Origin of the sequence: Mesorhizobium sp. CA12 (assembly GCF_020165255.1) — a bacterium.
Lineage (GTDB): Bacteria > Pseudomonadota > Alphaproteobacteria > Rhizobiales > Rhizobiaceae > Mesorhizobium.
Window position 1 is genome coordinate 76,925 of record NZ_JAIUHT010000002.1, and the last position, 25,863, is coordinate 102,787.

The window sequence follows — 25,863 nt, forward strand, 5'->3', positions numbered from 1 at the left end:
AGCGGAAGGGCGAATGGCGACCACGCAACTGGACAAGCCGAAAGGAAGCGGTCCCGGCGATCTCGCATTGCGGACGCTGAGGGCGATGCCGCGTGCCTGGAACCGGTTCTGGCGCCTGGTCGCACTCTATATGCCGAAACGGCTTTACGCCCGCTCGCTGATCATCGTGATCGCGCCGATGATCCTGCTGCAGTCGGTGGTCGCCTTCGTCTTCATGGAGCGCCATTGGCAGACTGTCACGCAGCGCCTGTCGCAGGCGACCATCTCGGACATAGCGGCCGTCATCGACATGATGGAGACCTATCCGCACGACGCTGACTACGCCAACATCATCCGCATCGCCCAGGACCGCATGCAGTTGAAGGTGGATCTGCTGCCGCCGGACCCGCTGCCGCCGCCCGGTCCCAAACCGTTCTTCTCGATCCTCGACGAGGCCTTGTCGTCGGAGATCACGAAGCAGATCAACCGTCCGTTCTGGATCGACACCGTCGGCAACTCCAACGTCGTCGAGGTTCGCGTCCAGCTTGAAGGCAAGGTGCTGCGCGTCTTCGTGAGGCGCAGCCAGGCTTATGCCTCGAACACCCATATCTTCCTGATCTGGATGGTCGGGACCTCGCTGGTGCTGTTGATGATCGCCATCCCGTTCCTGCGCAATCAGATCAGGCCGATCCTGACGCTCGCCGAGGCCGCCGAGAGTTTCGGCAAGGGTCGACCGATGCCGCGCGATTTCCGCCCGCGCGGCGCCGAGGAAGTCCGTCGCGCCGGCTTCGCCTTCATCCAGATGCGAGAGCGTATCGAGCGCCAGATCGAGCAGCGCACCGCGATGCTGACCGGCGTCAGCCACGACCTCAGGACCATCCTCACCCGCTTCAAGCTGCAGCTGGCGCTGGCCGGCGGCAAGTCCGAGACCAAGGCCGCGCTGAACCAGGACATCGACGACATGCAGTCTATGCTGGAAGGCTATCTCTCTTTTGCCCGCGGCGAGTCCGCGGAGGATACAGGCCGCTTCGACCTTGAGACCTATTTCCAGAAGCTCGGCGAGGAAGCGCAATTGCGCGGCTGCAAGCTCGCGACGACGCTGGTCGGCGATCCGACCGTGCATGTGCGGCCGAACGCCTTTGCCCGTTTGCTGTCGAACGTCATCGGCAATGCTTTCCGCTATGCCAAGACCGTCGAGGTCCACGCCAATCATGGCCGCGGCTCGCTCACCGTCACCATCGACGACGACGGACCGGGCATCGCGCCCGACAAGCGCGAAGAGGTGTTCAAGCCTTTCCTGCGGCTCGACGAGGCGCGCAATCTCGATGCCAGCGGCACCGGCCTTGGCCTGTCGATCGCCCGCGACATCGCCCGCAGTCACGGCGGCGACGTCGGCCTCGAGGACAGCCCGCTCGGCGGCCTGCGCGCAGTGATCAAGGTGCCTGCGTAAGTCCAGCCGAGACAGGCTTCATCCGCCCGTCATGAAATCATGGTCAAGAGCGCGCATGAAGCGCGCGACCTCTATTGATTCGGCCCTGCCGCACCGCTTCGATCCGGCCCCTGCCCGGGTGCGCTGGAGCGAGGCGCGAGCGGCTGCCTGGTCGCCGTTCCGGCACCGCGCCGGCGCGCTCAGGAATTATTGCGGTATAGGATCGCCATCCGTATTGGGATCGCCATGCGTATCCTGATGGTCACCGACGCATGGCGGCCCCAGGTCAACGGCGTGGTGCACACGCTGGAACGCCTCACCGAGGCGCTGAAACCCTTCGACGTCGAGCTCGATTTCCTGACGCCGAACCTGTTTCGCACGTTGCCGATGCCGACCTATCCCGACATCCGCTTAGCGTTGACCACGCCTGGCCGCGTCGCGCGCATGATCGAGGCCGCCAAGGCCGACCACATCCACATCGTCACCGAGGGTCCGCTCGGCATCATGGCGCGCCGCCATTGCCGAAAAGTGGGCCGCCCCTTCACCACCAGCTACCACACGCGCTTTCCCGAATATCTCAGCGCCCGCCTGCCGGTGCCGGAGAGCTGGGCTTACAATTGGCTGCGCGACTTCCACAATTCCGGACAGGGCACGCTTGTCGCCACGCAATCGCTGGCGGACGATCTCGCGGCACGCGGCTTCAACAAGCTGAGGCCCTGGACGCGCGGCGTCGACACCGACCATTTCCGGCCCGACAAGCGCAAGGAAACCGGATTCCCGCACCCGGTATTCTTGTGCGTCGGCCGTGTCGCAATCGAAAAGAACCTGACCGCCTTCCTCGATCTCGACCTGCCCGGCAGCAAGGTTATCGTCGGCGAAGGACCGGAACTGGCAAAGCTCAAGGCGCGCTATCCCAACGCGCATTTCCTCGGCCACCGGCCGAACGACGAGCTGGCCGAAATCTACGCGTCGGCCGATGTCTTCGTCTTTCCGAGCCGCACCGATACCTTCGGCAACGTCATCATCGAGGCGCTGGCCAGCGGAACGCCCGTCGCCGCCTATCCGGTGACCGGACCGATCGACATTGTCGGCGATGGCGTCGGCGGGGCCGTGTCGAACGACCTGGGTGAGGCGGCGATGAAGGCGCTTCACGTCGATCGCGCCGAAGCGCGCCAGCGCGCGATGCGCTACAGCTGGCAGGCCTGCGCCGAAATGTTCATCGACGCCGTCGACGAAGCGCTGGGCATGCCAAGCAAGCGCGCCGATCAGGACAGAGCGGCTCCAGTTCGCCCCAGGCTCGCCCTAGAATAGGCGCCCGCCGTCCGGCACTTTGCGCTCGATGGCGCCGAGCACCACGGCGCCCTCTTCGTCGGGAAAGCCCAGCGTCAGCACTTCCGACATGAACGGGCCGATCTGGCGCGGCGGGAAGTTGACCACCGCGAAGACCTGGCGGCCGATCAGCGTTTCCGGCGCGTAGTATTTGGTGATCTGCGCCGACGACTTCTTCACCCCGATCGCCGGGCCGAAATCGATCTTCAGCTTGATCGCCGGCTTGCGCGCCTCCGGAAACGGCTCGGCCTCGACGATCGTGCCGGCACGGATGTCGACACGGTCGAAATCGGCAAAGCTGATCTCGGGCTTGCGCTCGCTGCTGGAACTCATTGGCGATTTCGGCTTGGCTCAGGCGTTTCCATGGGTCTCAAAGAGCACGCTGGACAGCGCGTCCTTGGCCGATGTACCCGACCAGACGACGAACTGGAAGGCCTGGAAATAGCATTCACAGGCCTCGAGCGCCGATGACAGCAGCACCTCGACCTGCTGGCTCGACGGCTCGACCCCGCCGGCAAGCAGCAGCGACTGCCTGAACATGATCGCGCCTTCCTGCTCCCACAGATCGAAATGCCCGAACAGCATCTGCTCGTTGATCAGCGACAACAGCCGCATCACTTCCAGCGCGCGCGTTTCCGGCACCTTGATGTCGAAGGCGCAGGCCAGATGCAGCGCCTCGAAATCCTCCATCCAGGAAAAGGAGACATGATAGTCGGTCCAGCTACCGGCCACCGAAATCGAAATCTCGTCGTCGCCGGCGCGCTCGAAGGACCAGTCGTTGTTGTGGGCCACCTGCTCGATGACGTCCACCGGGTGGATTTCGCGGGAGAATTCGAGTTCGAGGAGTTCCATGAATGCTTCCTGTGTTCAGGGGAGCGCCACACGCTCCGCGGGGCACACACGACGAACAATCTTGTCTAGAACTCGGACGGTCAGGACTTTCCAACACAAAGACCCAACCGGACCCCACCGCCCGGCGCATGACCCTGCTTCGAATCATGCAACAAATTCAGTCTATTGATCGGGAGTCGCGTGAACAGCCCAATTTTTCGCACTGCGTCATCCGCATGTGGAAAGGTGGCTGTGACAAAGATTCATGCAATGCCGGTAAGCGATTCACGGCAAAGCGATTTTTCGGATCGCGCTATGTGGAAAAGTTTAACGATTATTTTTTTGCGCGGGGCTTCGCGGCACCCGCTGGTGCGGCTTGTCCGGTCAGCTCGGCGAGCCTGGCCTCGAGCGCCTCGACGCGCGTCGCCAACTGGATGTTGTCTTCCCGTGCCTTGACCGCCATCTCGCGCACCGCCTCGAACTCTTCGCGCTGCACCACATCCATGGAATTCAGCATGCGCTCGGCCTGGGCCCGGAACGCCGTCTCCACTTCGCGCCGCACGCCCTGCGCGGCACCCGCGGCATCGGTCATGATCTTTGCGAATTCATCGAGAATGCGGTTCGGTCCGGTCGACATGGCAGATCCTCGCTTTGTCGTTTTGACGTAGTGGCGAGCGGCGCGGAATGCAAGCGAAGCCTTGCCTTGACCGCGCCAAAACCCTGCCGCATGGTCCGCGCCCAATCGTGACCGTCACCGGGGAACCGTTTTGAGCGAATATTTCCTGCTGCCGCTGGCCTCCCTGCCCTTCCCCAACATCGATCCGGTCATCGTCCATATCGGGCCGCTGGCGGTGCATTGGTACGGCGTCGGCTATATCGTCGGCATACTCTTTGCCTGGTGGTACGCCAAGCGCCTAGTCACCAACCCGCGCCTGTGGCCCGACGGCAATCTGCCGATGAAGCCCGAGGACCTCGACGACTTCATTGTCTGGGCGGCGATCGGCGTCGTGCTCGGCGGGCGCACCGGCTACGTGCTCTTCTACGACCTGCCGCGCTATATCGCGCATCCGCTCGACATCTTCGCGGTCTGGCAGGGCGGCATGTCGTTCCACGGCGGCCTGCTTGGCGTCATCCTCGCCATGACGCTGTTTTCGCTCAAGCGCCGCATCCCCACCTGGACATTGTTCGATGTGGTGTCGGCGGGCGTGCCGGTTGGGCTGGGCCTGGTCCGGGTCGCCAACTTCATCAATTCGGAGCTTTGGGGCCGGCCGTCGGACGTGCCCTGGGCGATTGAATTCCCCAATGGCGGCCCGTTCACCCGCCACCCCAGCCAGCTCTACGAGGCACTGCTCGAAGGGCTCGTGCTTTTCCTGGTGCTGCGCTTCCTCACCCATTCGCGACTCAAGCTGAAGATGCCGCGCTTCGTCGGCGGCGCCTTCATCTGCGGCTACGGCCTGTCGCGCATCTTTGTCGAGTTCTTCCGCGAGCCCGACCAGCAGCTTGGTTATCTGCTCGGCACCGGCTGGCTGACCATGGGCATGATCCTGTCCACGCCGATGGTGCTGGCCGGCATCTGGGCCATGGTCACCGCAAGGCCGGCGGTCGAGCCGCGGGCGGCATGACCCGGCTGAAGGAGCGCATCATAGGCCTGATCGGCGCGGCGGGGCCGATCCCGGTCAGCGAATATATGGCGCTCTGCCTGTTCGATCCCGACGCCGGTTACTACACGACGCGCGAGCCCTTCGGCGCCGCCGGCGACTTCATCACCGCCCCAGAGATCAGCCAGATGTTCGGCGAGCTTGTCGCCGTCTGGCTCTATCAGGCCTGGCAAGGTGCCAGCCGGCCGTTGCCCGCGACCTTCGCCGAGATCGGCCCCGGCCGCGGCACCCTAATGAAGGATATGCTGCGCACCTGGTCACGGCTCGACCCGGCGCTCGTGGCCGGCGCCTCCTTTGCCATGATCGAGACCAGCCCGCGCTTGGCTGATATCCAGAGAGAGACACTTGCCGGCCAAGACGCAAAGCTAGCCTGGCACCAGACCATCGACACGCTGCCGCGGCAGCCGCTCTTCATCGTCGGCAACGAGCTGTTCGACGCGGTGCCGATCCGGCAGTTCGTCCATGTCGGCGAAAGCTGGCGAGAGCGCGTGGTCGGCCTCGATGGCGCCGATGAACTGCGTTTCTTCGCCGGCGCGGGGTCTGTCGATCCGGCACTGCTGCCGGCCGCCGCGGCCGATGCGCCGCAAGGCGCCGTCGCCGAAATCGCGCCCGCCCGTTCGGCGCTGATGGCGGTGATCGCCGAACGCATCGCCGGCCAAGGCGGCGCCGGCCTGTTCATCGACTACGGCCACCTCCGGCCGGGGATCGGCGACACCTTCCAGGCGCTGCGCCGGCACCGACGCGAAGACGTTTTGGCCAATCCAGGTGAAGCCGATCTCACCGCCCATGTCGATTTCACGCCCCTTGCCGATATGGCGCGCGCTCACGGCCTCGATGTGCAATTGTCGACCCAGGGCGAATTCCTGCTCGGCATGGGCTTGCTCGAGCGCGCCGGCACGCTCGGCGCCGATGCCGATGCCAAGACACGTCAAGCCATTTCGGAAGCGGTCGAACGCCTGGCCGGCCGCGACGCGATGGGCGAGCTGTTCAAGGTGATGAAGATCCTGCCGGCCGCGAGAACAGCCTGAGATCGAGGAGCGGGTCATGCCGCATGGCCCGCCTCGTCATCCGAACTTCACCTTGACGAGACCGCCCCGCACGGACGACAAACCCAACCATGCTGAATCAGACCAGACCCGATCCAGTGCGCTCGCCGCTGCTTGAAAAGGCGCAAGGCATGCGCCACGGCTATTTCACGCGCATCGGCGGCGTCTCCGACGGCATCTATCGGGGGCTCAACATCGGCACGGGCTCCAGCGACGATCAGACACTGGTCGCCGAGAACCGGCGGCGCGTTGCCGCCTGGATGGGCGTGCCGGCGGATCATCTGTTGACCGCGCACCAGGTCCATTCGCCGGATGTCGTCGTCGCCAGGGAGCCCTTCGCTGGTCCTCGCCCAAAGGCCGACGCCATCGTCACCGACCGTCCGGGCATCGCTATCGGCGCCTCGACCGCCGATTGCGGGCCGGTTCTCTTCGCCGATGCCGAGGCGCGCGTCATCGGTGCCGCCCATGCGGGCTGGAAGGGTGCCTTCACCGGCGTGCTCGAGAATACCGTCGCCGCGATGGAGAGCCTCGGCGCCAGCCGCAAGCGCATCGTCGCCGTGCTCGGTCCTTCCATCGGCCCCGACAATTACGAGGTCGGGCCGGAATTCGTCGCCCGCTTCGTCGAGGCCGACGCCGGCAATCATCGCTATTTCAGGCCATCGAGGACCGCCGGCCACTCGATGTTCGATCTCAACCGATATACGGTCGACCGGCTGCGCAAGGCCGGCGTGACCGCCGAGGGGCTTGGCCGCTGCACCTATGCGGAAGAAGACCTGTTCTATTCCTACCGGCGCACCACACACCGCAAGGAAGCGGATTACGGGCGCCAGGTTTCGGCAATCGTTCTGGAGAAAGAATAATGGCGCTGCATTTCGAACGTTCGGAATTCGACGCGCGGCGCGACCGGCTGCTGATCGAGATGGCCGAGAAGAAGCTCGACGCCGTGCTCCTGTTCGCGCAGGAGAGCATGTATTGGCTGACCGGCTACGACACGTTCGGCTTCTGCTTCTTCCAGTGCCTGGTGGTGAAGGCCGACGGCTCGATGGTGCTGCTCACCCGTTCGGCCGATCTGAGACAGGCGCGCCATACCTCGACCATCGAGAACATCGTGCTGTGGACCGATCGTCAGGGCGCCAATCCGGCGATCGACCTGCGCAACCTGCTCAACGACCTCGATCTGCTCGGCGCCCGCATCGGCGTCGAATACGACACCCATGGCTTGACCGCCTACAATGGCCGCCGCCTGGACGAGCAGTTGCAGACCTTCGGCCAGATCGCCGATGCTTCCGGCATCGTCGGCCGGCTGCGCCTGTTCAAGAGCCCGGCCGAGATCGCCAAGGCGGAAAAAGCCGCCAATCTTTCCGACGACGCGCTGGATGCCGCCCTGCCCCTGATCAAGCAAGGCGGCGACGAAGGGCTGATCCTTGCCGCCATGCAGGGCGCGGTCTTTGCCGGCGGCGGCGACTATCCCGCCAATGAGTATATCATTGGCTCCGGCGCCGATGCCTTGCTCTGCCGCTATAAGGCCGGCCGCCGCAAGCTCACCAAGAACGACCAGCTGACGCTCGAGTGGGCCGGCGTCTTCCACCACTACCATGCCCCCATGATGCGTACCGTTTTGACCGGCAAGGTGTCGAAACGTCATCAGGAATTGTTCGACGCTTCCCGCGCCGCCCTGCTCGCGGTCGAAAAGGCGATGACGCCGGGCAACACTTTCGGCGATGTCTTCGACGCGCATGCCCGCACGCTCGAAACGCACAATCTGACCAAGCACCGGCTGAACGCCTGCGGCTATTCGGTCGGCGCCCGCTTCACGCCGTCCTGGATGGACATGCCGATGTTCTACCAGGGCAACACGGAACCGATCGCGCCCAACATGACGCTGTTCGCGCACATGATCATCATGGACTCTGAGACCGAGACCGCGATGACGCTTGGCCGCACCTACCTCACCACGGAATCGGCGCCGAAGCCGCTGTCGCGCCATGATCTCGACTTGATCGTGCAGTGAATCCATAATCGTTCGTTCACGCGGGGGCGTTCGCCAGCAGGGAGTTTTCAGGCAAATGAGACGATCGCAGGTGACGACCGTGTCATTGCTTGCGGCGCTGGCGCTTGGCGCCTGCACCAATGCCAAGGACGTGCTCGAACCTTCGGCGATCACCCCGCCGGCGGGCTCGGCCCAGTCCTCGGCCGCTTCGCAGGGCACATCGACGACGGCCACAACCCCGACCACGACCGCGCCCGCCCCTTCGCCCGCGCCTTCCACCACAGCATCGCCCGCGACATCCAGGACACCGGCCCAGACCGCGGCTGTCGCCAAGACGCGGCTGCAGGTGGCGCCGATCGTCGGCGCGTCCGTGGAGGCTGCGGCGCCCTTGACGGCGGAACTGCAGGCCCGTGCCCGGCAGCGCGGCCTGACGCTTGTCGGCAGCACCGACCAAACGGCCACGCATGTGCTGAAAGGCTATTTTTCGACAATGTCCGAGGGCAAGGACACGACCGTCATCTATGTCTGGGACATCTACGACCCCTCCGGCAATCGCCTGCACCGCATCAATGGCCAGCAGAAGGCGCCCGCGGCCGGCAGCGGCGAGGGCTGGCCCACGGTGGCGCCCGCGACCATGCAGGCCATTGCCGACCAGACGATCGACCAGTTCGCCGCCTGGCTCGGCAGCGGCGGCGCCGGTTGACCGGACCGGCGCGGGCCGAACTGTTGCCGGCCAAACTGTTGCCGGCTTGCGATGTTTTCCGTGTTTGTTGCGGCCGCCGGAAGGATTCCCCACGACGAGGCTTGCAATACCGGCCCGGCCCGCTAAAAGCCCGCTTAAAAGGCGCATGAGAGTCTCTCCGGCCTCTCCATCCTTCACCAGGAACGGTGCATGAAGCTTTTCGCGGGCAATTCCAATCGGGTGCTGGCCGAGGCGGTCGCTCGCTATCTCAACGTCCCGCTGGGCAAGGCCAGCGTCAGGCGCTTCGCCGACCAGGAGATCTTCGTCGAGATCCAGGAAAACGTGCGCGGCGAGGATGTCTTCATCCTGCAATCGACCTCTTATCCGACCAACGACCATCTGATGGAACTGCTCATCATGATGGACGCCTTCATGCGCTCCTCGGCGCGGCGCATCACGGCGGTCATCCCCTATTTCGGCTATGCAAGGCAGGACCGCCGCGCCTCGGGCCGCACGCCGATCTCGGCCAAGCTGGTCGCCAACATGATCACCCGCGCCGGCGCCGACCGCGTGCTGACGCTTGATCTCCATGCCGGCCAGATCCAGGGTTTCTTCGACATCCCGACCGACAATCTGTTCTCGGTGCCGGTGATGGCCCGCGACGTAAAGGCCAAGTACAAGCAGCTCGGCAATGTCGTCGTCGTGTCGCCGGATATTGGCGGCGTGGTGCGGGCGCGTGCGCTGGCCAAGCGCTTCGACGCGCAGCTCGCCATCGTCGACAAGCGCCGCGAGCGTCCCGGCGAATCGGAAGTCATGAACATCATCGGCGCGGTTGCCGGCAAGGACTGCCTCCTGATCGACGACATCGTCGATTCCGGCGGCACGCTTTGCAACGCAGCCGACGCGCTGCTGGCCAATGGCGCGACCTCCGTCACCGCCTACATCACCCATGGCGTGCTCTCCGGCGGCGCCGTTGCCCGTATCGCCGGCTCGAAGCTGCAGGAACTGGTGATCACCGATTCCATTCAGCCGACGCAGGGCGTGCTCGACGCCCCGAACATCCGGGTCATTTCGATCGCCGACCTGCTGGGCGAAGCGATCTCGCGCACCGCGACCGAAGAATCGGTTTCGAGCCTGTTCGATTGATCAGAAACTGGTTTCCGCGGGCGCATAGCGCAGCAGCGTGACCCCTTGCGCAAGGCGCCCCGTGCCGAGCGGCTTCAACGCCAGCGACAGGCCGGACTGGAAATAGGGCTTGCCGCCGCCGCCCAGCACGACCGGATGCATGTAAAGCCGGTATTCGTCGATCAGGCCGGCACGCGCAAGGTGCCCGGCAAGGTCGGCGCCGGAGACCGAGATCTCGCCATCTGTATCCGTCTTGAGGGTCCTTGCCACCGCCTCCGCGTCAGCCTTCACCAGCCGGGCATTCGGCCCGACCTCCTGAAGCGTGGTCGAAAACACGACTTTCGGCGTCTCCCGCCACGCGCGGGCAAAATCCCGCTCGACCTCCTCAGCCGCGATATCGCGTTCCGGGCTGTCCCAGAAGCGCATGGTTTCATACATTCTGCGCCCGCAGAGCGCGATCGACGTCCGCCTCATCTCGTCGTTGAAATGCCGATGCAATTCTTCCTCGGGAACCGGCAGGTCGATGTCTCCGCTCGGCCCGGCGATGTAGCCGTCCAGCGATGTCAGCATGGCATAGACGAGCGTTGCCATGGGGGCCTCCGATTTTGCGTTTCTCGGAAAAGAACCATAACTGATTGCAAATTGCAATCAGAATTGGCGCCTACGCCGAGCACACCGGCTCAATGCCGCCGGGCGCTGTTTCACGCGGCGATCGGACCGCCTGTGCGGCGCTGGTTCTCACCGGCATCGCGCGCGCCACGCATATAGCCGCGCGGCGAAGCGCCGAGCATGCGCTTGAACATGGTGATGAAGGCCGGCACGCTGTCATAGCCGAGATCGAGCGCCACCCTGGTGATCGGCTCGCCGTCGGCGAGCCTTGGCAACGCCGCGAAAAGGCAGGCCTGCTGGCGCCAGGTCGACAGCGACAGCCCGGTCTGGCGATGGAAGGCGCGGGTGAAAGAGCGCCGGCTCATGCCCGCGGCATCCGCCCATTCATCGATCGTCGCATGCGGCGAAGGGGCCGCCACGAAGCGCCGGCAAAGCGCCGCGAGCTTCGGATCGGACGGGAAAGGCAAGCCGAGCGGCCGTTCCGGCAGGTTCGGGATCTCGTGCAGCAGCAGTCCCATGACGAGCGCCGCCCGCCCTTCGAGCTCCCCGCCCTGCGGCAGCTTCTCCGATTCGACGATCAGGCTGTGCATCAGCTCGGTAATGCCGACGACGCGCAAGCTGTCCGGCAGGCCGGCAATGGCACCCGGCATCACATAGACCGAGCGCATCGAGACGTCGCCCAGCATCTCGACGGAATGCTCGATGCCGGCCGGTATCCACATCGCATGGTCGGGCGGCACCATCCAGCGCCCATGCCTGGTCGTCACCAGGACCACGCCGACCAGCGCGTGCAGCAGCTGGCTGCGGCTGTGGCGGTGCTGCGGCACGTGATAGCCGTCCGGGTATTCGGTCGGCAGCGCGACCGCCGGTCCGACAGCCTGTTCCAGCCATTGCCAGCGGCTTTCATGCAGCCGGCCGAGCTCGGCAGCGTCGCCCTTGAATATCTCCTTGCCATGCGGCATCGATGTGGCCCACTTGCGAAACTATTGGACCAAACCACGAAAGAAGTCGCTTGGCAACGGGCCTATAAGGCCGGCTGCGGTTCGCCGCCTAGAGCATGATCCCGAAAAGTGGGAACCGGTTTTCGGACAAGATCATGCTCCAACAAGACTACGGAGCATTGCCTTGACTGATACGACCGCCACCTCCGTCGCCGCACCGGCGCCGGCAAGCAACATCTCGGCGCAAGCGACGGCCTTCACCGTCATTCTTGCGGTGAGCTTCTGCCACTGCGTCAACGACATCATGCAGTCGCTGCTTTCGGCGATCTATCCGCTGCTCAAGGACAATTACGGTCTCGATTTCTGGCAGATCGGCCTCCTGACCTTCACCTTCCAGGTGACGGCCTCGCTGCTGCAGCCGGTGATCGGCATGATCACCGACAAGAAGCCGATGCCCTACTCCTTGCCCTGGGGCATGGCCTCGTCGCTGGTCGGCCTGGTTGTCCTCGCCCATGCCGGCCACTATTGGCTGCTGCTGATCGGCGCCTCGCTTATCGGCATCGGCTCGGCGATCTTCCATCCGGAATCCTCGCGTATCGCCCGCTTCGCCTCGGGCGGCCGGTTCGGCCTGGCGCAATCGCTGTTCCAGGTGGGCGGCAATTTCGGCCAGGCCATGGGGCCGCTGCTCGCCGCCTTCATCGTCGTGCCCTTCGGCCAGACCAGCATTTCCTGGTTCGCCGTCGGCTCGCTGATCGGCATCGTCGTGCTGTGGCGGGTCGGCGGCTGGTACAGCCGGCTGCGCGCCTCGCTGGCCACCCGCAAGCAGGCTGCCCATGTCTCGCCCTTCGCGCGCAAGAAGGTCATGTGGGCATTGGCCGTGCTGACGCTGCTGGTGCTGACCAAGAACGCCTATATCGCCTCGCTCTCCAGCTACTACACCTTCTACGCCATGCATAAATTCGGCGTTTCGGTGCAGATGAGCCAGGTGATGCTGTTCCTCTTCCTCGGCGCCTCGGCGCTGGGCATCCTGCTCGGCGGCCCCTTCGGCGACCGCTACGGCCAGAAGGCGATGATCTGGTTCTCGATCGTCGGCGTCCTGCCGTTCACGCTGGCGCTGCCATACGCCAATCTGGAATGGACGATGGTGCTCACCGTGCTGATCGGCCTGATCCTGTCGTCGGCCTTCTCCAACATCGTCGTCTTCGCGCAGGAGCTGGTTCCGGGCCGCGTCGGCATGATCGCCGGTATCTTCTTCGGCTTCGCCTTCGGCATGGGCGGCATCGCCGCCGCGGTGCTCGGCGTCGTCGCCGACATGAAGGGCATCGACTTCGTCTACCAGATCTGCTCGTACCTGCCCTTGCTTGGCCTGCTGACTGTTTTCCTGCCAAACATGAAGGAAGCGCGGAAGGCCTGAGCCGATCGGGTCAGCGGCCAAGCTGCCGTTCAACAAAAGATCGCCGCCGGGTTCGGAGCCTTGAAGGTTCCGGAGCCGGCGGCAGCATTCCATGGCGCGACGCTTGCTTTACCCAACAAGCAGCTTCTTCCTCGCCGCCCTCGCGACGAGATCAGCTCCATCCCCTCAAACCCAGGCGTTGCAAAAGGCCGTGAAGAAAGCGACCCCGGCCATCGGCCGGCTTCGCCGCCGGCTGGCGTTGCCGCCTCGGCAGCGCTGCGAACAGCTCGGGAAGCTTTCGGAGCGTCGAACTCCAAAGCAGCGTGTCGAGCTGCGCGATGTCTGCCGAATTCAGCGTCTCCGGTTCGCTTCTGAGCGCCTGGGCAAGCACATCCCGGAAGTCTTCCGGCCTGTCCGCCAGCCGGACATTCGGCCAATGCTTGAATTGCTCGTAGCCGCGCAACGCGAAGGATGTCGCCACGACCGGCTTGCGGTTGTACAGCGCTTCCGCGGTCTTGATATTCGTGCCGCCGCCCTCGACGATCGGAAGCATCACGACGTCGGCAAGCTCGATCAGCGCGCTGAGGTTCGCGCCGTCCTGCATGCCGAGCAGCTCGATCCGGGCATTGTCGGCGCCACGGCGCCGCAGGAATCCGGGATCGTTGCGGATCTGGTCGGCAACGCCGCCGACCACCACAATCCGCTCCGAGGCTGAGAGAAAACCAAGGTCCGGATCCGTCATCTGGAGAAAACCGCGGGCATTGGGCGGATGGCCCGACCCGACGAACAGCGCCGTGCGCAGGCCGGCGAACCGCGATGACCACCGATCGAGGCCAACGGGCGTTTCCCGCGGCCATACGCCGTTGGCGGCGACCACCACGCTTGGATTGAGCTTGCGAAAATGGGCTGCATCCTGCTCGCTGACCGCGACCACCAGGTCCGCCTTTGCGGCAAGATCGGACTCGATGTCCGCCGCACGTCGAGCGCTCCAGAGGTCCGTTCCCGCGCCGGCAATCGCGGCCTCTTGCGCCAGCAAGTGCTGTTCGACATTGTGCGAGCTGTAGACGATTGAAAAATTCGCCTCGGGCGAGCACGTTTCAACATACTCACGCAAAGCCGGCCAAAGCCAGCCTTGCTCCACGGCAATGACATCCGGCCTGAAGTCGTCGAGAAATCTTGCGATTTCAAGGCGATGGGAGCTGTTGCGCGCGATGAATTCGGCGGTGGCGACATCGGAACGCCATTTGCGCCTGGCCATCTGCTTGCGAAACCGGCGCGGCATCTCGATGAAAAGATCGCCGGCCTCCATTTCCCGCCTGGCGCCGCGGTTGGGAGTAACGAGGACATGGCGTGTTTCCCATCCACAATCCCGCAGGACCCTGTGGATGGCGTTCGCCCGCAGCTGGCCGCCCTGGACCGGCTGCCGGATCGGATACGTTCCCAGCGAAACATATCTCATCGGATCAGCGTGATGCTGCAATCGCCGGCATCAAGCAGCGATCCTACGACGGCACTCATTTTTTTGCCCCCTTCTTCAGAGGCGACAGTACCATTTTTCGGTGCCGAGTCTGGAGATGATATCGGCGGCCGGGCGCTGACTTCTCGCCGATATCGAAAGGACGGCATAGGGACAATATCGAGCGTCCTCGCCCAACCGCGAAACGATGATCCGTCATCTTACAGCACCCGCCCGAGGGCGGGTGCTTTCGCGTTTTGGCGGCCAGCCTCAGGCCTTGAAGAAGGCCAGCAGGTCGGCGTTGATGACATCCGCATGGGTCGTTGCCATACCGTGCGGGAAACCCTTGTAGATCTTGAGCTCGCCCTTCTTGAGCAGCTTGATCGAGATGAGCGCGGAGTCGGCGATCGGGACGATCTGGTCGTCGTCGCCATGCATGACCAGCACCGGCACGTCGATTTTCTTCAGGTCCTCGGTGAAGTCTGTTTCTGAGAAGGCCTTGATGCAGTCGTAATGCGCCTTGGCGCCGCCCATCATGCCCTGGCGCCACCAATTGTCGATGACACCTTCGGAAGCCTGGGCGCCGGGACGGTTGAAGCCGTAGAACGGGCCGGCCGGCACGTCGTGGAAGAACTGTGCCCGGTTGGCCGCCAGCGCCGCGCGGAAACCGTCGAACACCTCGATCGGCAGGCCGCCGGGATTGGCCGGCGTCTTCAACATGATCGGCGGCACCGCGCCGATCAGCACGGCCTTGGCGACGCGGCCTCCGCCGCCATATTGCGCGACATAGCGCGCGACCTCGCCGCCGCCTGTCGAATGACCGACGTGGATGGCATCCTTGAGGTCGAGATGCTCCGCGAGCGCCGCCACATCCGCGGCATAGGTGTCCATCTCGTTGCCGGTATCGGTCTGGCTGGACCTGCCATGGCCGCGCCGGTCGTGGGCGATGACGCGGTAGCCCTGTGCCAGGAAGAACAGCATCTGGGCGTCCCAGTCGTCGCTGCTCAGCGGCCAGCCATGGTGGAAGACGACCGGCTGGCCAGTCCCCCAGTCCTTGTAGAAGATCTGCGTTCCGTCCTTCGTGGTGATCGTGCCGCTGCCCGAACCCGACTTGGTCTGCGAGGTCATCTCAATCTCCTTGTATTAGCGCGATAAACAATATCGCGATAATTATTTCGTAATGAAGATCGAGAGCCTTGTCTACCAAAAAATGTATCGCGATACCATTTCCCGTGATACATAAAGGATGCTCAGTCGGCAAAGGAATGCGCCGTGCCTCTCCCGTTGGACAATCAGCTCTGCTTCACCCTCTACGCCACCAGCATGGCGATCAACCGCACCTACAAGCCGATGCTGGACGAGATGGGGATCACCTATCCGCAATATCTCGTGCTCAATGCGCTGGGAGAGACGGACGGCATGTCGGTGGGCAGCATCGCGCATCGGCTGGCCCTCGAATCGAGCACCATCACGCCGCTGGTGAAACGCATGGAACAGGCAGGCCTTGTCACCCGCCAGCGCAGCCAGACGGACGAGCGCCAGGTGCAGGTCGATCTCACCGCCGCCGGACGTGCTCTGCTCGTCCGGTGCAATTGCCTGAACGAGACCCTGATCGAGCGCTCAGGCATGAAACTGGCTGAACTCGATGCGCTGAACCGGCAAATCCAGGCGCTGCGCAATGCTTTAAGCGGCGACCAGATGGTGGACACCGCCGAAGGCTAATCGAGATTCAAAGTCGGGCTGGCATCACCTGAATATCAACCTAGTGCAGGCCGAACTCGCGTAGCAACTCCTCGCGATAGCGCACGAAGCGGCTTTCGCTGCGCTCGCGCGGCCGCGGTAGGTCGACATCGATCAGTCGCGCCGCGCCGCCTTTCTCCCTGGGCAGGATCAGCACCCTGTCGGCAAGATAGATCGCCTCTTCAAGGTCATGGGTCACCATGACCATGGTGACATTCTCCTCGCTCCAGATGCGCGCCAGCTCCTCCTGCATGGAGATCTTGGTCATGGCGTCGAGCGCCCCGAGCGGCTCGTCGAGCAGCAGGATTTCCGGCTGCACCGTCAGTGCCCTGGCGATGCCGACGCGCTGCGCCATGCCGCCGGAGAGCTGCCTGGGATATGCATCGCTGAATTCGGCAAGGCCGACCAGGGCGACATAGAAACGCGCCCGCTTCTCGGCCTCCGCCTTGGCAATGCCGCGCACTTCGAGACCGAAGGCGACATTGCCGAGCACAGTCAGCCAGGGCAGCAGCCGCGGCTCCTGGAAAATTACCGCTCGCTCTTCGCCGACGCCCTCAATCCGCTTGCCGTCGATCGCGACGGCGCCGCCATCGGCCCGCTCCAGCCCGGCAAGGATGCGCAGCAGCGTCGTCTTGCCGGAACCGCTTGCGCCGACAATGACCAGGCATTCGCCGGAGCGGATATCGAGATTGAGCGAGCGCAGCACGGCAAGCTGCCGCCCGGCGAGTGCGAAGGATTTCGACAGGTCGCGGATCGTGACATCGCCGCCGCGTGCCGTGGGCATGGTTTGCGTCTCCGTGCTCAATTGGTCTTGGTTTCGCCGAGACGGTAGAGAATGTCGGAAGCCTTGAGCTTGCCTTTCGGCAGCCGGCCGTCGCGCTCGAGGATATTCACCCAGAACTCGACGTCGCGGTCGGTCACCGCCGCCTTCTCGCGCAGGCCGAAGCCGGTCCAGTAGCGCGCCAGCTCGCCATTCTCGCCACGCCTGTTGAGAATGTCGGCGAGCAGCTTGCGCGCCTCGTCCGGATTTTGCCGCGACCAGTCCGACGCGCGCGCCGACTGTTCGACGAAGTTGCGGGCCGCATCCGGATTCGCCGTGATGAAATCACGACGCAGCACGACGAAGCCACCGGCGATTTCGCCGAGCACGTCAGTATCGTTGAAGACGCCGCGCACGCCGCCATTGCTGACCAGTTGGCCCGCAAACGTCGCTTGCCAATAACCCAGCCCGGCAATATCGACCTGACGCGAGCGCAAGGTCTGTTCGAGCTGCGGCCCGGGCACCACCACCAGCTTGGCCGCGTCCGGCGACAGGCCAACACTGTGCAGCGCCTCGCGCACCGTATAGTCGAGATGGGCGCCGAGCGTGTTGACCGAGATCGTCTTGCCGGCAATGTCGGCGATCGATTTGATCGGACTGTCTTCCAGCACGTAGAAGACACTCTTCACATCCTTGTTGATGCCGTTGCTGGGATAAGCCGCGACGAAGTCGTTGCCGCCGGCGATAGAGTTGATCACCGCCGGCGTGGCTGCCGAGCCCAGGTCGACGCTGCCGGACGCGAGCGCGAACAGCGATTCCGGGCCGCCCGCGGCATAGCCGACATTTTCGAGCTCGATGCCGAGGCCCTTGAAATAGCCGAGCGCGTCGGCCAGCTCATGCGGGGAGATGCTGCCGCGGCTGGCGAGATAGCGGATCTTGACGGATGCGGCTTGCGCCATGGCGATCGACGGCAGGCCGGCGAGAATGCCGGCAGCAAGCGGAGCGCGCAGGAGAAGCGAACGGCGGGTGATGCTCATGATCAAGCCTTTCGTTGTTTTGGGAGTGACGGTGAAGGTTTGGGTGCTTAGCCGGCTGAAACATTCCAACGACACAGCCGCCGCTGCAGGACGACCAGCACCTGGTTGGCGATCAGGCCGAGTGCCGCCAGGATGACGATCGCCGCGAACATCAGCGGAATCTGGAAATTGTACTGGGCATTCATCACCTGGAAGCCGATGCCCTTGTTGGCACCGATCATTTCCGAGGCGATCAACAGCAGCAGCGCGGTCGTGGCGCCGAGCCGCAGGCCGACGAAGATCGACGGCACCGCGCCCGGCAGCACGACGCGACGGAAAATCGTCAGCCGCCGGGCACCATAGGCGCGCGCCATTTCGAGCAGCTTCGGGTCGACCTCCTTGACGCCGCTGATGGTGTTGAGCAGCAGCGGAAACAGCGTCGCCCAGAAGATGACGAACACCTTCGAAGCTTCACCCAGCCCCAGAAGCAGGATGAACACCGGGTAGAGCGCCAGCGCCGAGGTCTGACGGAACAGCTGCAGGATCGGGTCGAGCGGGGTCTCCACGGCACGCGCCTGGCCCATGACCAGGCCAAGCGGAATGGCGACGACGACGGCCGCCGCGAATGCAAGGCCGGCACGCTGCAGGCTGATGGCTATGTCGCCAAGCAGGCTGCCGCCAATGAGACCCTTCCAGAGCGCCGCGACGATCGTGTCGACCGGCGGCAGCACGGCCGAATTGACCCAGCCGCTGCTCGCTGCCACCTGCCAGAACACGAGGAAGCTGAGCAGCACGCCATAACGCGACAGGATTCGCGCCGAAGTCCGCGTCAGGAGGCGCAGCGGCTCCATGCCGGTGCCGCTGCCACCCTCATGCCGGCCGATACCGACCGTCTTTTCGATATGCTGCAAAGTCATCGTCTTGCTCTCGCGTCGGGAATCATTCGGCGGCGAGCACGGTCGAGCGCGCGGCCGTCCACGGGTTCTGTGGCCGCCTCAGGCCAAGATTTTCGCGCAGCGTCCTGCCCTCGTAAGCGGTGCGGAACAGGCCGCGACGCTGCAGCTCCGGGATTACCAGATCTACGAAATCGTCGAGCGCGCCGGGCAGCCAGGGCGGCAGGATGTTGAAACCGTCGGCGGCCTCGCCTGTGAACCATTCCTCCAGCTGATCCGCGACCTGGGCGGCACTGCCGATCACCGTGTAATGGCCGCGCGCGGTCGCAACCCACTGATAGAGCTGGCGGATCGTGAAATTATGCTCGTCCGCGATCTGGCGGATCAGCGCCTGGCGGCTCTTCATGCCTTCGGTCTCCCTGCTCGGCGGCAGCGGGCCGTCCAGTGGATAGTCCCTGAGGTCGAGCGTCTGGCCGGCAAGTCCGTTGAGCAGCGCCACGCCGTCCTCCGGCAGGATCAGGTCGTTCAGCTGCTGGTATTTGGCACGGGCCTCCTCTTCGGTGCGGCCGACGAAGGGCGCCACGCCCGGCATGATAAGCACCTGCGCCGGATCGCGCCCGGTCGCCGCGACGCGCGCCTTGATGTCGCGATAGAATTCCTGCGCCGAGGCAAGGTTCTGATGCGCCGTGAATATCACCTCGGCCGACGCCGCCGCGAGCCCGCGACCGTCCTCCGATTGTCCCGCCTGCACGACCACCGGATGACCCTGCACCGGACGCGGCACGTTGAGCGGCCCCTTGACGCTGAAATGCGCGCCCTTGTGGTTCACGTCATGCAGCTTGTCCTTGTCGTAGAAACGGCCCGTCTTCTTGTCGCGGATGAAGGCGTCGTCTTCCCAGCTGTCCCACAGCGCCTTGACCGTTTCGACATGCTCATGCGCCCGCGCATAGCGCTCGGCATGATTGGGCTGGACGTCACGATTGAAGTTGCGCGCCGTGTCGTCGCCGGCCGACGTCACCACGTTCCAGCCGGCGCGCCCGTTCGACAAAAGATCGAGCGAGGCGAATTTGCGCGCGAGCGTGTAGGGTTCTTCATAGGTGGTCGAGGCGGTGGCGATGAAGCCGATATGCGTGGTCAGCGGCGCTAGCGCGGCAAACAGCGTCACCGGCTCGAATCCGGCGATCTTGGCGTTGCCGCCTTCACGGGCGCCGAGGCCGATGGTGAGATTGTCAGCCAGGAAATAGGCGTCGAACAGACCCCGCTCGGCGGTCAGTGCGAGTTGCTTGTGGAACTCGAAATTGGTGGCGCCATCGGCCGGCGCGTCCGGATGGCGCCAAGCCGCGACGTGCTGGCCGCCGCCGGGCAGAAAGGCGCCGAGCTTGATCTGTCTGGATGTGCTGGAGCTGGTCATGGCTGATCCTTCGGGTTCCAAAACGACTGCCTGAATTCAGGCGGCGAGGCCGACGCTGCGAGTTTCGCCAACGATGCGCAAAACCTCGGCAACGGCCTGTCGGGCGCGGGCTTGGGTAGCTTCCGACACCAGCACGCCGTCGGTGAAATCCTTGTCGGAAGCGTAGATCGCGGTCGGCATGGTGAGCGCTTCGAAGAATCCGAACAGCGGCCGCAGCTGATGCTCGACGATCAGCGAATGGCGCTCGCCGCCGCCCGTGGCAACGAGAATGATCGGCTTGCCGCGCAGCGACGACGGATCGAGCAGATCGAACAAGTGCTTGAAAAGTCCGGTATAGCTGCCTTTGAAGGTCGGCGACCCCACCACCAGAACGTCGGCGCCGAGCAATTGCTCAACGATATTGCGCGCCGTTTGATCGAGATCGGAAATGCGCCGTGCCGACGGGAACGATAGACCGAGATCTTCAATGTCATGGACCGCCGAGGCCGCCCCGATGCGGCCAGCCGCTTCGTCCGCGATCTGCGTGATAAATGCCTTGGTCTTTGACGGACGGGTCAGATTGCCGGAAAATCCAACCACCAGCTTCTTTGTCATGTTCGGGCTCTCCTCGCGGACACTTCTTCATTAAGACTACAGATTTTGTATAATTAAATGAGCGAGAAGATTTCAAAACGCGCCGCGCAAACGGATTGAGTTTGCGCGGGAGAAGCGTTGATTGGTTCAGCCCATGCGGGTCAGGCCTCGATCTTGACCGGAGCCAGTGGAGGCGCCTGAAGTCCCTGGAACGGGTCGCGCCAGGCATCGATCGCCTCGAGCCGGCCATACCAGCGGCGGATAGACGGGTAGTCGTCGAGCGGCAATCGGGCGGCATCGTTGAAAGGCAGGAACGTCGCCATGCGGAAGTCGGCATAGGAGACGGAATTGCCGACCAGCCAATCGCGTCCGGCAAGCTCAGGCTCGAGGATCGCGGCGGCGGCGTGGAACTGCCTCAGTCCCTCCTCGACCAGCGCGCGGTCGATAGGACCAAGCCCATAGCGCTGCTTGGTCCCACGCTCGAAATGCACCATGTCGCAAGCGAAAGCGAACCGTTCCTTGCCCCAGCTGATCCAGCGGATCATGTCCGGCTCGTCCTGCCCGCCGCGCCAGAAATCCGAATGCGTCTCGCGCGAAAGCCGGCAGGCGATGGCGTCGGTCTCCCAAAGGCTCCATCCCGGCCCGACCAGGATCGGCAAGGTCAGATTGGGGTTCAGCGCGCGATAGCGTTCGGCCTGCCCCGGCGCCATGGGCGATGCGAACTCGAACGCGATCTCCGCCTTGAGATGGCGCGCCGTCGCGACCGCGAGGCGAGGATTGGGATTGCGGCTGAATAGAAGCTTCATATCGGTCCCCATTGGGTCTGGTCAGATGCCGCAGGACGGCTGAGAACTGCGCGTTCCTACATTTGCCGCAAATCGGATTTCCGGTTTATCCTTTCGGCACCGGAAACCGCCCGCAACCCGCCCGGCCAACCGCTTGCACCCTTGCCCGCCTTCCGCTATAGAGCCGCCACCCGCGTAGACACCCTTGGAGGCAACGCGGAGGAAGGCCGGCCAGGCCTGCATGATCCCCTAGACGCTTTTGGATCGCCAAACGCATCGACAGATCGTGCAAGGCCGCGACGGCTTTCGACGTTTACGGACGGGTTTGCCGGCCGCGAACGCTCCACAACACGCGAAAGGAAATGCCATGAGCCACGATGCTTATGAGCTGAAAGCCGAAGCGCGCGAACAGGTCGGTAAGGGGTCCGCCCGTGCAGTTCGTCGCGACGGTAAAGTGCCTGCAGTTATCTATGGCGACAAGCAGCCTCCCCTGGCGATTGCGCTCAACTACAAGGACATCTTCTACAAGATCCATGGCGGCGGGTTTCTGACCACGATCGCCACGATCGATGTCGACGGCAAGAAGATCCAGGTCCTGCCGAAGGATTTCCAGCTCGACCCGGTCAAGGATTTTCCTGTCCATGTCGACTTCCTGCGCATCGGCAAGGACACCGAAGTCAATGTCGACGTGCCTGTCCACTTCATCAATGAAGACAAGTCGCCAGGCATCAAGCGCGGCGGCGTGCTCAACATCGTTCGTCACGAAGTCGAGTTCCACTGCCCGGCCAACGCGATCCCGGAGTTCATCACCGTCGATCTCACCGGCACCGACATCGGCGATTCGATCCATATCTCGGCGGTCAAGCTGCCGGCCGGCGTCAAGCCGGTCATCTCCGATCGCGATTTCACCATCGCGACCGTTGCCGGCTCGTCGGCGATGAAGCCGGAGACGGAAGCGACCACGGAAGCTGTGGAAGAGACGGCGGCCCCGGAGGCCGAAGAGAAGTAATTCTCCGAGCCGGATGATTTCATCCGGCTCTAAATCAAAGAAATAGAGCATGATGTTTTCCGAAAACCGCTTCCCACTTTTCGGCATCGTGCTCTAAGTCTGGAGGCGGCGATGCTTGTCTTTGCAGGCCTCGGCAATCCGGGCGCGAAATACGAAAACAACCGGCACAATGTCGGCTTCATGGCGGCGGACGCGATTGCCCGCCGCCATTCCTTTTCGCCCTGGTCGAGAAAATTCCAGGGCCTGGTCTCAGAAGGCACGCTCGGCGGCGAAAAAATCCTGCTGATCAAGCCGCAGACCTTCATGAATCTCTCCGGACAGTCAGTCGGCGAAGCGCTGCGCTTCTACAAGCTCGAGCCATCCGCCCTCACCGTCTTCTACGACGAGATCGACCTTGCTGCCGGCAAGCTCCGGGTCAAGGTGGGCGGCGGCTCCGGCGGCCATAACGGCATCCGCTCGCTCGACCAGCATGTCGGCAACGCCTTTCGCCGGGTGCGCATCGGCGTCGGCCATCCCGGCGTCAAGGAGATGGTGCACGGCCATGTGCTTGGCGATTTCGCCAAGGCCGACCGCGAGTGGCTCGATGTCCTGCTGGACGCAATCGCCGACGCTGCCGGCTTGCTCGCCAAGGGCGACGACAGCTCGTTCATGAACCGGGTCACGCTCGCCTTGCGCGACAAGCTTGTGCCGACCGGCGACGACGACCGCCCGCCGCCCAAGGCGCCGAAGCAGCAAAGCCATGTCCGCCAGGCGCGCCCGCAGCAGCCAGCGGCAAAGCTCCCAGAAAGCGGCCCGATGGCTGCCATGCTGAAGAAGCTCTTTGGCAAGGACTAAAGCATGTCTCCCGAAAGTGGGAACCGGTTTCGGGGTAAAGACATGCGCAAAATCAAAAGCCTAAAGCGCAGGGAGCGAATCTAAAAGATCGCGACGCGCTTTAGGCCCTGTCACGATAGAGGCATGGGGCTTGACGTTCGTCACCCCTATCGCCCATAGCCCTCACCAAAATCGAATTTCCGACAGGATTGGACGAACATGGGTTTCAAATGTGGCATCGTTGGCTTGCCCAACGTCGGCAAGTCGACGCTGTTCAACGCGCTGACCAGGACGGCCGCCGCGCAGGCCGCCAACTATCCTTTCTGCACCATCGAGCCGAACACCGGCGAGGTGGCGGTGCCCGACCCACGCCTGCAGAAGATCGCGGCGATCGGCAAGTCGAAGGAGATCATCCCGACCCGCATCTCCTTCGTCGATATCGCCGGCCTGGTGCGCGGCGCCTCCAAGGGCGAAGGGCTGGGCAACCAGTTCCTCGCCAACATTCGCGAGGTCGACGCCATCGTGCACGTGCTGCGCTGCTTCGAGGATGACGACATCACCCATGTCGAAGGCCGTATCGACCCTGTCGCCGACGCCGAGACGGTCGAGACCGAGCTGATGCTCGCCGATCTCGAAAGCCTCGAGCGCCGCATCGCCCAGATCCGCAAGCGCGCCGCCGGCAAGGACAAGGAAGCCATGGCCGTCCTGCCCATGATGGAGGCCGCGCTCGAGCTTCTGCAAGCCGGCAAGCCGACGCGCTTCCTGCTCAACGGCATCGCCGCGGAGGACCTGCGCATCCTGCAGGGGCTGAACCTGCTCACCTCGCATCCCGTTCTCTATGTCTGCAACGTCGCCGAGGCAGACGCCGCCACCGGCAACGAGCACACCAGGGCGGTGGAGAAGATGGCGGCCGCGCAGGGCGCCGGCACGGTTGTGATCTCGGCGGCGATCGAGGCTGAAGTCGCCCAGCTTTCAGACGAGGAGGAAATGGAGTTCCTTGCCTCGATCGGCCTCGATGAGCCGGGCCTCAACAAGGTGATCCGCGCCGGCTACGAGCTCCTGCATCTGATCACCTATTTCACCGTCGGGCCGAAGGAAACGCGCGCCTGGACGATCCACAAGGGCGATAAGGCGCCGCAGGCGGCCGGCGTCATCCACACCGACTTCGAGCGCGGCTTCATCCGCGCCCAGACGATCGCCTACAACGACTTCGTCACGCTGGGCGGCGAGGCTGCCGCCAAGGAAGCCGGCAAGGCGCGCGACGAGGGCAAGGAATACGTCGTCCAGGACGGCGACATCATGCTGTTCAAGTTCAACACCTGATCTCCAGGGAGACCCGGCGATGATAAAGACCTTCGTCGTGGACAATGATCGCCTGCGCCTCACGGAGGACCTTGTTGCGGACGGCGACAGGATCGTCTGGGCCGATCTTTTCAACCCGACCAAGGAGGAAGAGGCGCGCATCGAGAGCTGGCTGGGCATTGCCATCCCGACCCGCGAGGAGATGGAAGAGATCGAGATTTCGAGCCGGCTCTATATCGAGGACGGCGGCTACTTCATGACTGCCGTGCTGCCGGCGCAGACCGAGGCCGACGATCCCTTGATGTCGCCGGTGACCTTCGCGCTCGCCGGCAAGAGGCTGATCACCATCCGCTATCATGAGCCCAAGGCCTTCAAGACTTTCCCGCAGCGCGCCGAGAAGGTGGCGACCGGCTGCACCAGCGGCGACACCATCCTGATCGGCCTCCTCGAGGCGATCGTCGATCGCCTGGCCGACATCCTCGAGCGCGCCGGCCGCGAGGTGGAAACGATCTCGCGCGACATTTTCGAGGCGCGCTCGACCAAGGCCTCGAAGCGCAATCGCGATTTCCAGGAGCTCCTCAAAGGCATCGGCCGCAAGGAGGACATCGCTTCCTCGGTCCGCGACAGCCTGATCTCGTTGCAGCGCCTGGCCGGCTTTCTCGCCCATGTCGCTGACCAGACCAAGATGAGCAAGGATGTACGCGCCCGCATCAAGACGCTGTCGCGCGACGTGCTCTCGCTTGCCGACCATGCCACCTTCCTGTCGCAGAAGATCTCCTTCCTGCTCGACGCCACGCTCGGCATGATCTCGATCGAGCAGAACGCCATCATCAAGATCTTCTCGGTCGCCGCCGTCATCTTTCTGCCGCCGACGCTGGTCGCCTCGATCTACGGCATGAACTTCGACATCATCCCCGAGCTCAAATGGGAGTTCGGCTACCCCTTCGCCATCGCCCTGATGGTGGTCTCGGCGATCCTGCCCTTCTGGTATTTCCGCCGCCGCGGCTGGCTCTGACGGACTTGGCCGGCGACGGCTGGCTTACCAGAAATCACTTGACCAAATCGACTTGGGCCGGCATCCGGGTTTTCCGAT

At 63.9% G+C, this 25,863-nt stretch carries 27 protein-coding genes and 1 pseudogene; 14 read left to right on the top strand and 14 right to left on the bottom strand.

The annotated features are described in order from the left end of the window. Positions 1-13 precede the first annotated feature (13 nt). Positions 14-1,429: an ATP-binding protein gene (locus LB520_RS04525; RefSeq protein WP_095766536.1), complete on the top strand. Its 1,416-nt coding sequence runs from the start codon at positions 14-16 to the stop codon at positions 1,427-1,429. A gap of 225 nt (positions 1,430-1,654) precedes the next feature. Then, positions 1,655-2,719, top strand: coding sequence for a glycosyltransferase family 4 protein (locus tag LB520_RS04530; protein ID WP_224636595.1), 1,065 nt, complete (start codon positions 1,655-1,657; stop codon positions 2,717-2,719). On the opposite strand, the gene LB520_RS04535 is transcribed toward LB520_RS04530, so the two are convergent. The 3 genes from LB520_RS04535 to LB520_RS04545 all read right to left on the bottom strand — a co-directional run bounded on the left by LB520_RS04535 (position 2,711) and on the right by LB520_RS04545 (position 4,205). Next, a complete protein-coding gene (locus LB520_RS04535; RefSeq protein ID WP_127251739.1) occupies positions 2,711-3,070 on the bottom strand; it encodes a tRNA-binding protein in 360 nt (119 codons plus the stop codon). The two genes, LB520_RS04530 and LB520_RS04535, sit on opposite strands and share 9 nt — an antisense overlap. Before the next feature lie 18 nt (positions 3,071-3,088). Next, positions 3,089-3,589, bottom strand: coding sequence for a YbjN domain-containing protein (locus tag LB520_RS04540; RefSeq protein WP_040989643.1), 501 nt, complete (start codon positions 3,587-3,589; stop codon positions 3,089-3,091). Between the two features lie 313 nt (positions 3,590-3,902). Next, positions 3,903-4,205 carry an accessory factor UbiK family protein gene (locus LB520_RS04545; protein WP_224636597.1) on the bottom strand — a complete coding sequence of 101 codons (303 nt, stop codon included), beginning with the start codon at positions 4,203-4,205 and terminating at the stop codon, positions 3,903-3,905. 130 nt (positions 4,206-4,335) lie between these two features. On the opposite strand from LB520_RS04545, the gene lgt reads away from it, so the two are divergent. The 6 genes from lgt (at position 4,336) to LB520_RS04575 (ending at position 10,090) form a co-directional block, all read left to right on the top strand. Then, entirely contained in the window at positions 4,336-5,190 is an 855-nt protein-coding gene (lgt, locus tag LB520_RS04550) for a prolipoprotein diacylglyceryl transferase (protein ID WP_224636598.1), read from the top strand. Then, entirely contained in the window at positions 5,187-6,254 is a 1,068-nt protein-coding gene (locus LB520_RS04555) for a class I SAM-dependent methyltransferase (protein WP_224636599.1), read from the top strand. The genes lgt and LB520_RS04555 overlap by 4 nt, the downstream gene beginning before the upstream one ends. An 89-nt stretch (positions 6,255-6,343) precedes the next feature. Beyond that, complete coding sequence (gene pgeF / locus LB520_RS04560; protein ID WP_224543167.1) at positions 6,344-7,132, top strand: peptidoglycan editing factor PgeF; 789 nt, start codon at positions 6,344-6,346, stop codon at positions 7,130-7,132. Next, positions 7,132-8,283 carry a M24 family metallopeptidase gene (locus tag LB520_RS04565; RefSeq protein WP_095766531.1) on the top strand — a complete coding sequence of 384 codons (1,152 nt, stop codon included), beginning with the start codon at positions 7,132-7,134 and terminating at the stop codon, positions 8,281-8,283. Before pgeF ends, LB520_RS04565 begins: the two co-directional genes overlap by 1 nt. A gap of 55 nt (positions 8,284-8,338) precedes the next feature. After that, positions 8,339-8,965, top strand: a complete 627-nt coding sequence (locus tag LB520_RS04570) for a hypothetical protein (RefSeq protein ID WP_095766530.1) — start codon at positions 8,339-8,341, stop codon at positions 8,963-8,965. 189 nt (positions 8,966-9,154) lie between these two features. After that, positions 9,155-10,090, top strand: a complete 936-nt coding sequence (locus tag LB520_RS04575) for a ribose-phosphate pyrophosphokinase (protein WP_095766529.1) — start codon at positions 9,155-9,157, stop codon at positions 10,088-10,090. Here LB520_RS04575 and LB520_RS04580 read toward each other — a convergent pair whose 3' ends face one another. Together LB520_RS04580 and LB520_RS04585 are read right to left on the bottom strand one after the other, a co-directional pair. Next, positions 10,091-10,660: a dihydrofolate reductase family protein gene (locus LB520_RS04580; protein WP_224636600.1), complete on the bottom strand. Its 570-nt coding sequence runs from the start codon at positions 10,658-10,660 to the stop codon at positions 10,091-10,093. A gap of 110 nt (positions 10,661-10,770) precedes the next feature. Continuing rightward, positions 10,771-11,640 (bottom strand): AraC family transcriptional regulator, encoded by an 870-nt coding sequence (locus LB520_RS04585; protein WP_224636601.1) that lies wholly within the window; start codon positions 11,638-11,640, stop codon positions 10,771-10,773. A 163-nt stretch (positions 11,641-11,803) separates the two neighbouring features. Here LB520_RS04585 and LB520_RS04590 point away from each other — a divergent pair, with 163 nt between their 5' ends. Next, positions 11,804-13,033, top strand: a complete 1,230-nt coding sequence (locus LB520_RS04590) for an MFS transporter (protein WP_176476971.1) — start codon at positions 11,804-11,806, stop codon at positions 13,031-13,033. A 151-nt stretch (positions 13,034-13,184) separates the two neighbouring features. Here LB520_RS04590 and LB520_RS29330 read toward each other — a convergent pair whose 3' ends face one another. The 3 genes and pseudogenes from LB520_RS29330 to LB520_RS04600 form a co-directional block, all read right to left on the bottom strand. Then, positions 13,185-13,892, bottom strand: coding sequence for a glycosyltransferase (locus tag LB520_RS29330; protein WP_411969860.1), 708 nt, complete (start codon positions 13,890-13,892; stop codon positions 13,185-13,187). A gap of 15 nt (positions 13,893-13,907) precedes the next feature. After that, positions 13,908-14,471, bottom strand: a pseudogene (locus LB520_RS29335) (glycosyltransferase); the annotation flags it as partial. 267 nt (positions 14,472-14,738) lie between these two features. Then, positions 14,739-15,596, bottom strand: a complete 858-nt coding sequence (locus tag LB520_RS04600; protein ID WP_224636603.1) for an alpha/beta fold hydrolase — start codon at positions 15,594-15,596, stop codon at positions 14,739-14,741. A gap of 144 nt (positions 15,597-15,740) precedes the next feature. Between LB520_RS04600 and LB520_RS04605 the strand changes: the two genes are divergently transcribed. Beyond that, on the top strand, positions 15,741-16,190 hold the full coding sequence (locus tag LB520_RS04605; RefSeq protein WP_224636604.1) for a MarR family winged helix-turn-helix transcriptional regulator: 450 nt from the start codon (positions 15,741-15,743) through the stop codon (positions 16,188-16,190). Between the two features lie 40 nt (positions 16,191-16,230). Here the strand turns inward: LB520_RS04605 and LB520_RS04610 are convergent, their stop codons facing one another. From LB520_RS04610 to LB520_RS04635, 6 genes are all read right to left on the bottom strand, one after another. Continuing rightward, positions 16,231-16,992, bottom strand: coding sequence for an ABC transporter ATP-binding protein (locus tag LB520_RS04610; RefSeq protein ID WP_224636605.1), 762 nt, complete (start codon positions 16,990-16,992; stop codon positions 16,231-16,233). A gap of 17 nt (positions 16,993-17,009) precedes the next feature. After that, positions 17,010-18,005: an ABC transporter substrate-binding protein gene (locus LB520_RS04615; protein ID WP_224636607.1), complete on the bottom strand. Its 996-nt coding sequence runs from the start codon at positions 18,003-18,005 to the stop codon at positions 17,010-17,012. A gap of 47 nt (positions 18,006-18,052) precedes the next feature. After that, positions 18,053-18,901 carry an ABC transporter permease gene (locus LB520_RS04620; RefSeq protein WP_224636609.1) on the bottom strand — a complete coding sequence of 283 codons (849 nt, stop codon included), beginning with the start codon at positions 18,899-18,901 and terminating at the stop codon, positions 18,053-18,055. 22 nt (positions 18,902-18,923) lie between these two features. Then, the gene (locus LB520_RS04625; RefSeq protein WP_140838674.1) at positions 18,924-20,288 is read right to left on the bottom strand and encodes an LLM class flavin-dependent oxidoreductase; all 1,365 of its coding nucleotides are present in this window, start codon (positions 20,286-20,288) and stop codon (positions 18,924-18,926) included. Between the two features lie 36 nt (positions 20,289-20,324). After that, on the bottom strand, positions 20,325-20,882 hold the full coding sequence (msuE, locus tag LB520_RS04630) for an FMN reductase (protein WP_095766519.1): 558 nt from the start codon (positions 20,880-20,882) through the stop codon (positions 20,325-20,327). Between the two features lie 140 nt (positions 20,883-21,022). After that, positions 21,023-21,667, bottom strand: a complete 645-nt coding sequence (locus tag LB520_RS04635; RefSeq protein ID WP_224636611.1) for a glutathione S-transferase family protein — start codon at positions 21,665-21,667, stop codon at positions 21,023-21,025. Between the two features lie 346 nt (positions 21,668-22,013). Between LB520_RS04635 and LB520_RS04640 the strand changes: the two genes are divergently transcribed. The 4 genes from LB520_RS04640 (at position 22,014) to corA (ending at position 25,785) form a co-directional block, all read left to right on the top strand. Continuing rightward, positions 22,014-22,655: a 50S ribosomal protein L25/general stress protein Ctc gene (locus LB520_RS04640; protein ID WP_095766518.1), complete on the top strand. Its 642-nt coding sequence runs from the start codon at positions 22,014-22,016 to the stop codon at positions 22,653-22,655. Positions 22,656-22,766: 111 nt separating this feature from the next. Further along, complete coding sequence (gene pth, locus LB520_RS04645; protein ID WP_224630907.1) at positions 22,767-23,489, top strand: aminoacyl-tRNA hydrolase; 723 nt, start codon at positions 22,767-22,769, stop codon at positions 23,487-23,489. A gap of 198 nt (positions 23,490-23,687) precedes the next feature. Then, positions 23,688-24,791 carry a redox-regulated ATPase YchF gene (gene ychF / locus LB520_RS04650; RefSeq protein WP_224626820.1) on the top strand — a complete coding sequence of 368 codons (1,104 nt, stop codon included), beginning with the start codon at positions 23,688-23,690 and terminating at the stop codon, positions 24,789-24,791. A 19-nt stretch (positions 24,792-24,810) separates the two neighbouring features. Beyond that, entirely contained in the window at positions 24,811-25,785 is a 975-nt protein-coding gene (corA, locus tag LB520_RS04655) for a magnesium/cobalt transporter CorA (protein WP_224636613.1), read from the top strand. Positions 25,786-25,863 lie beyond the last annotated feature (78 nt).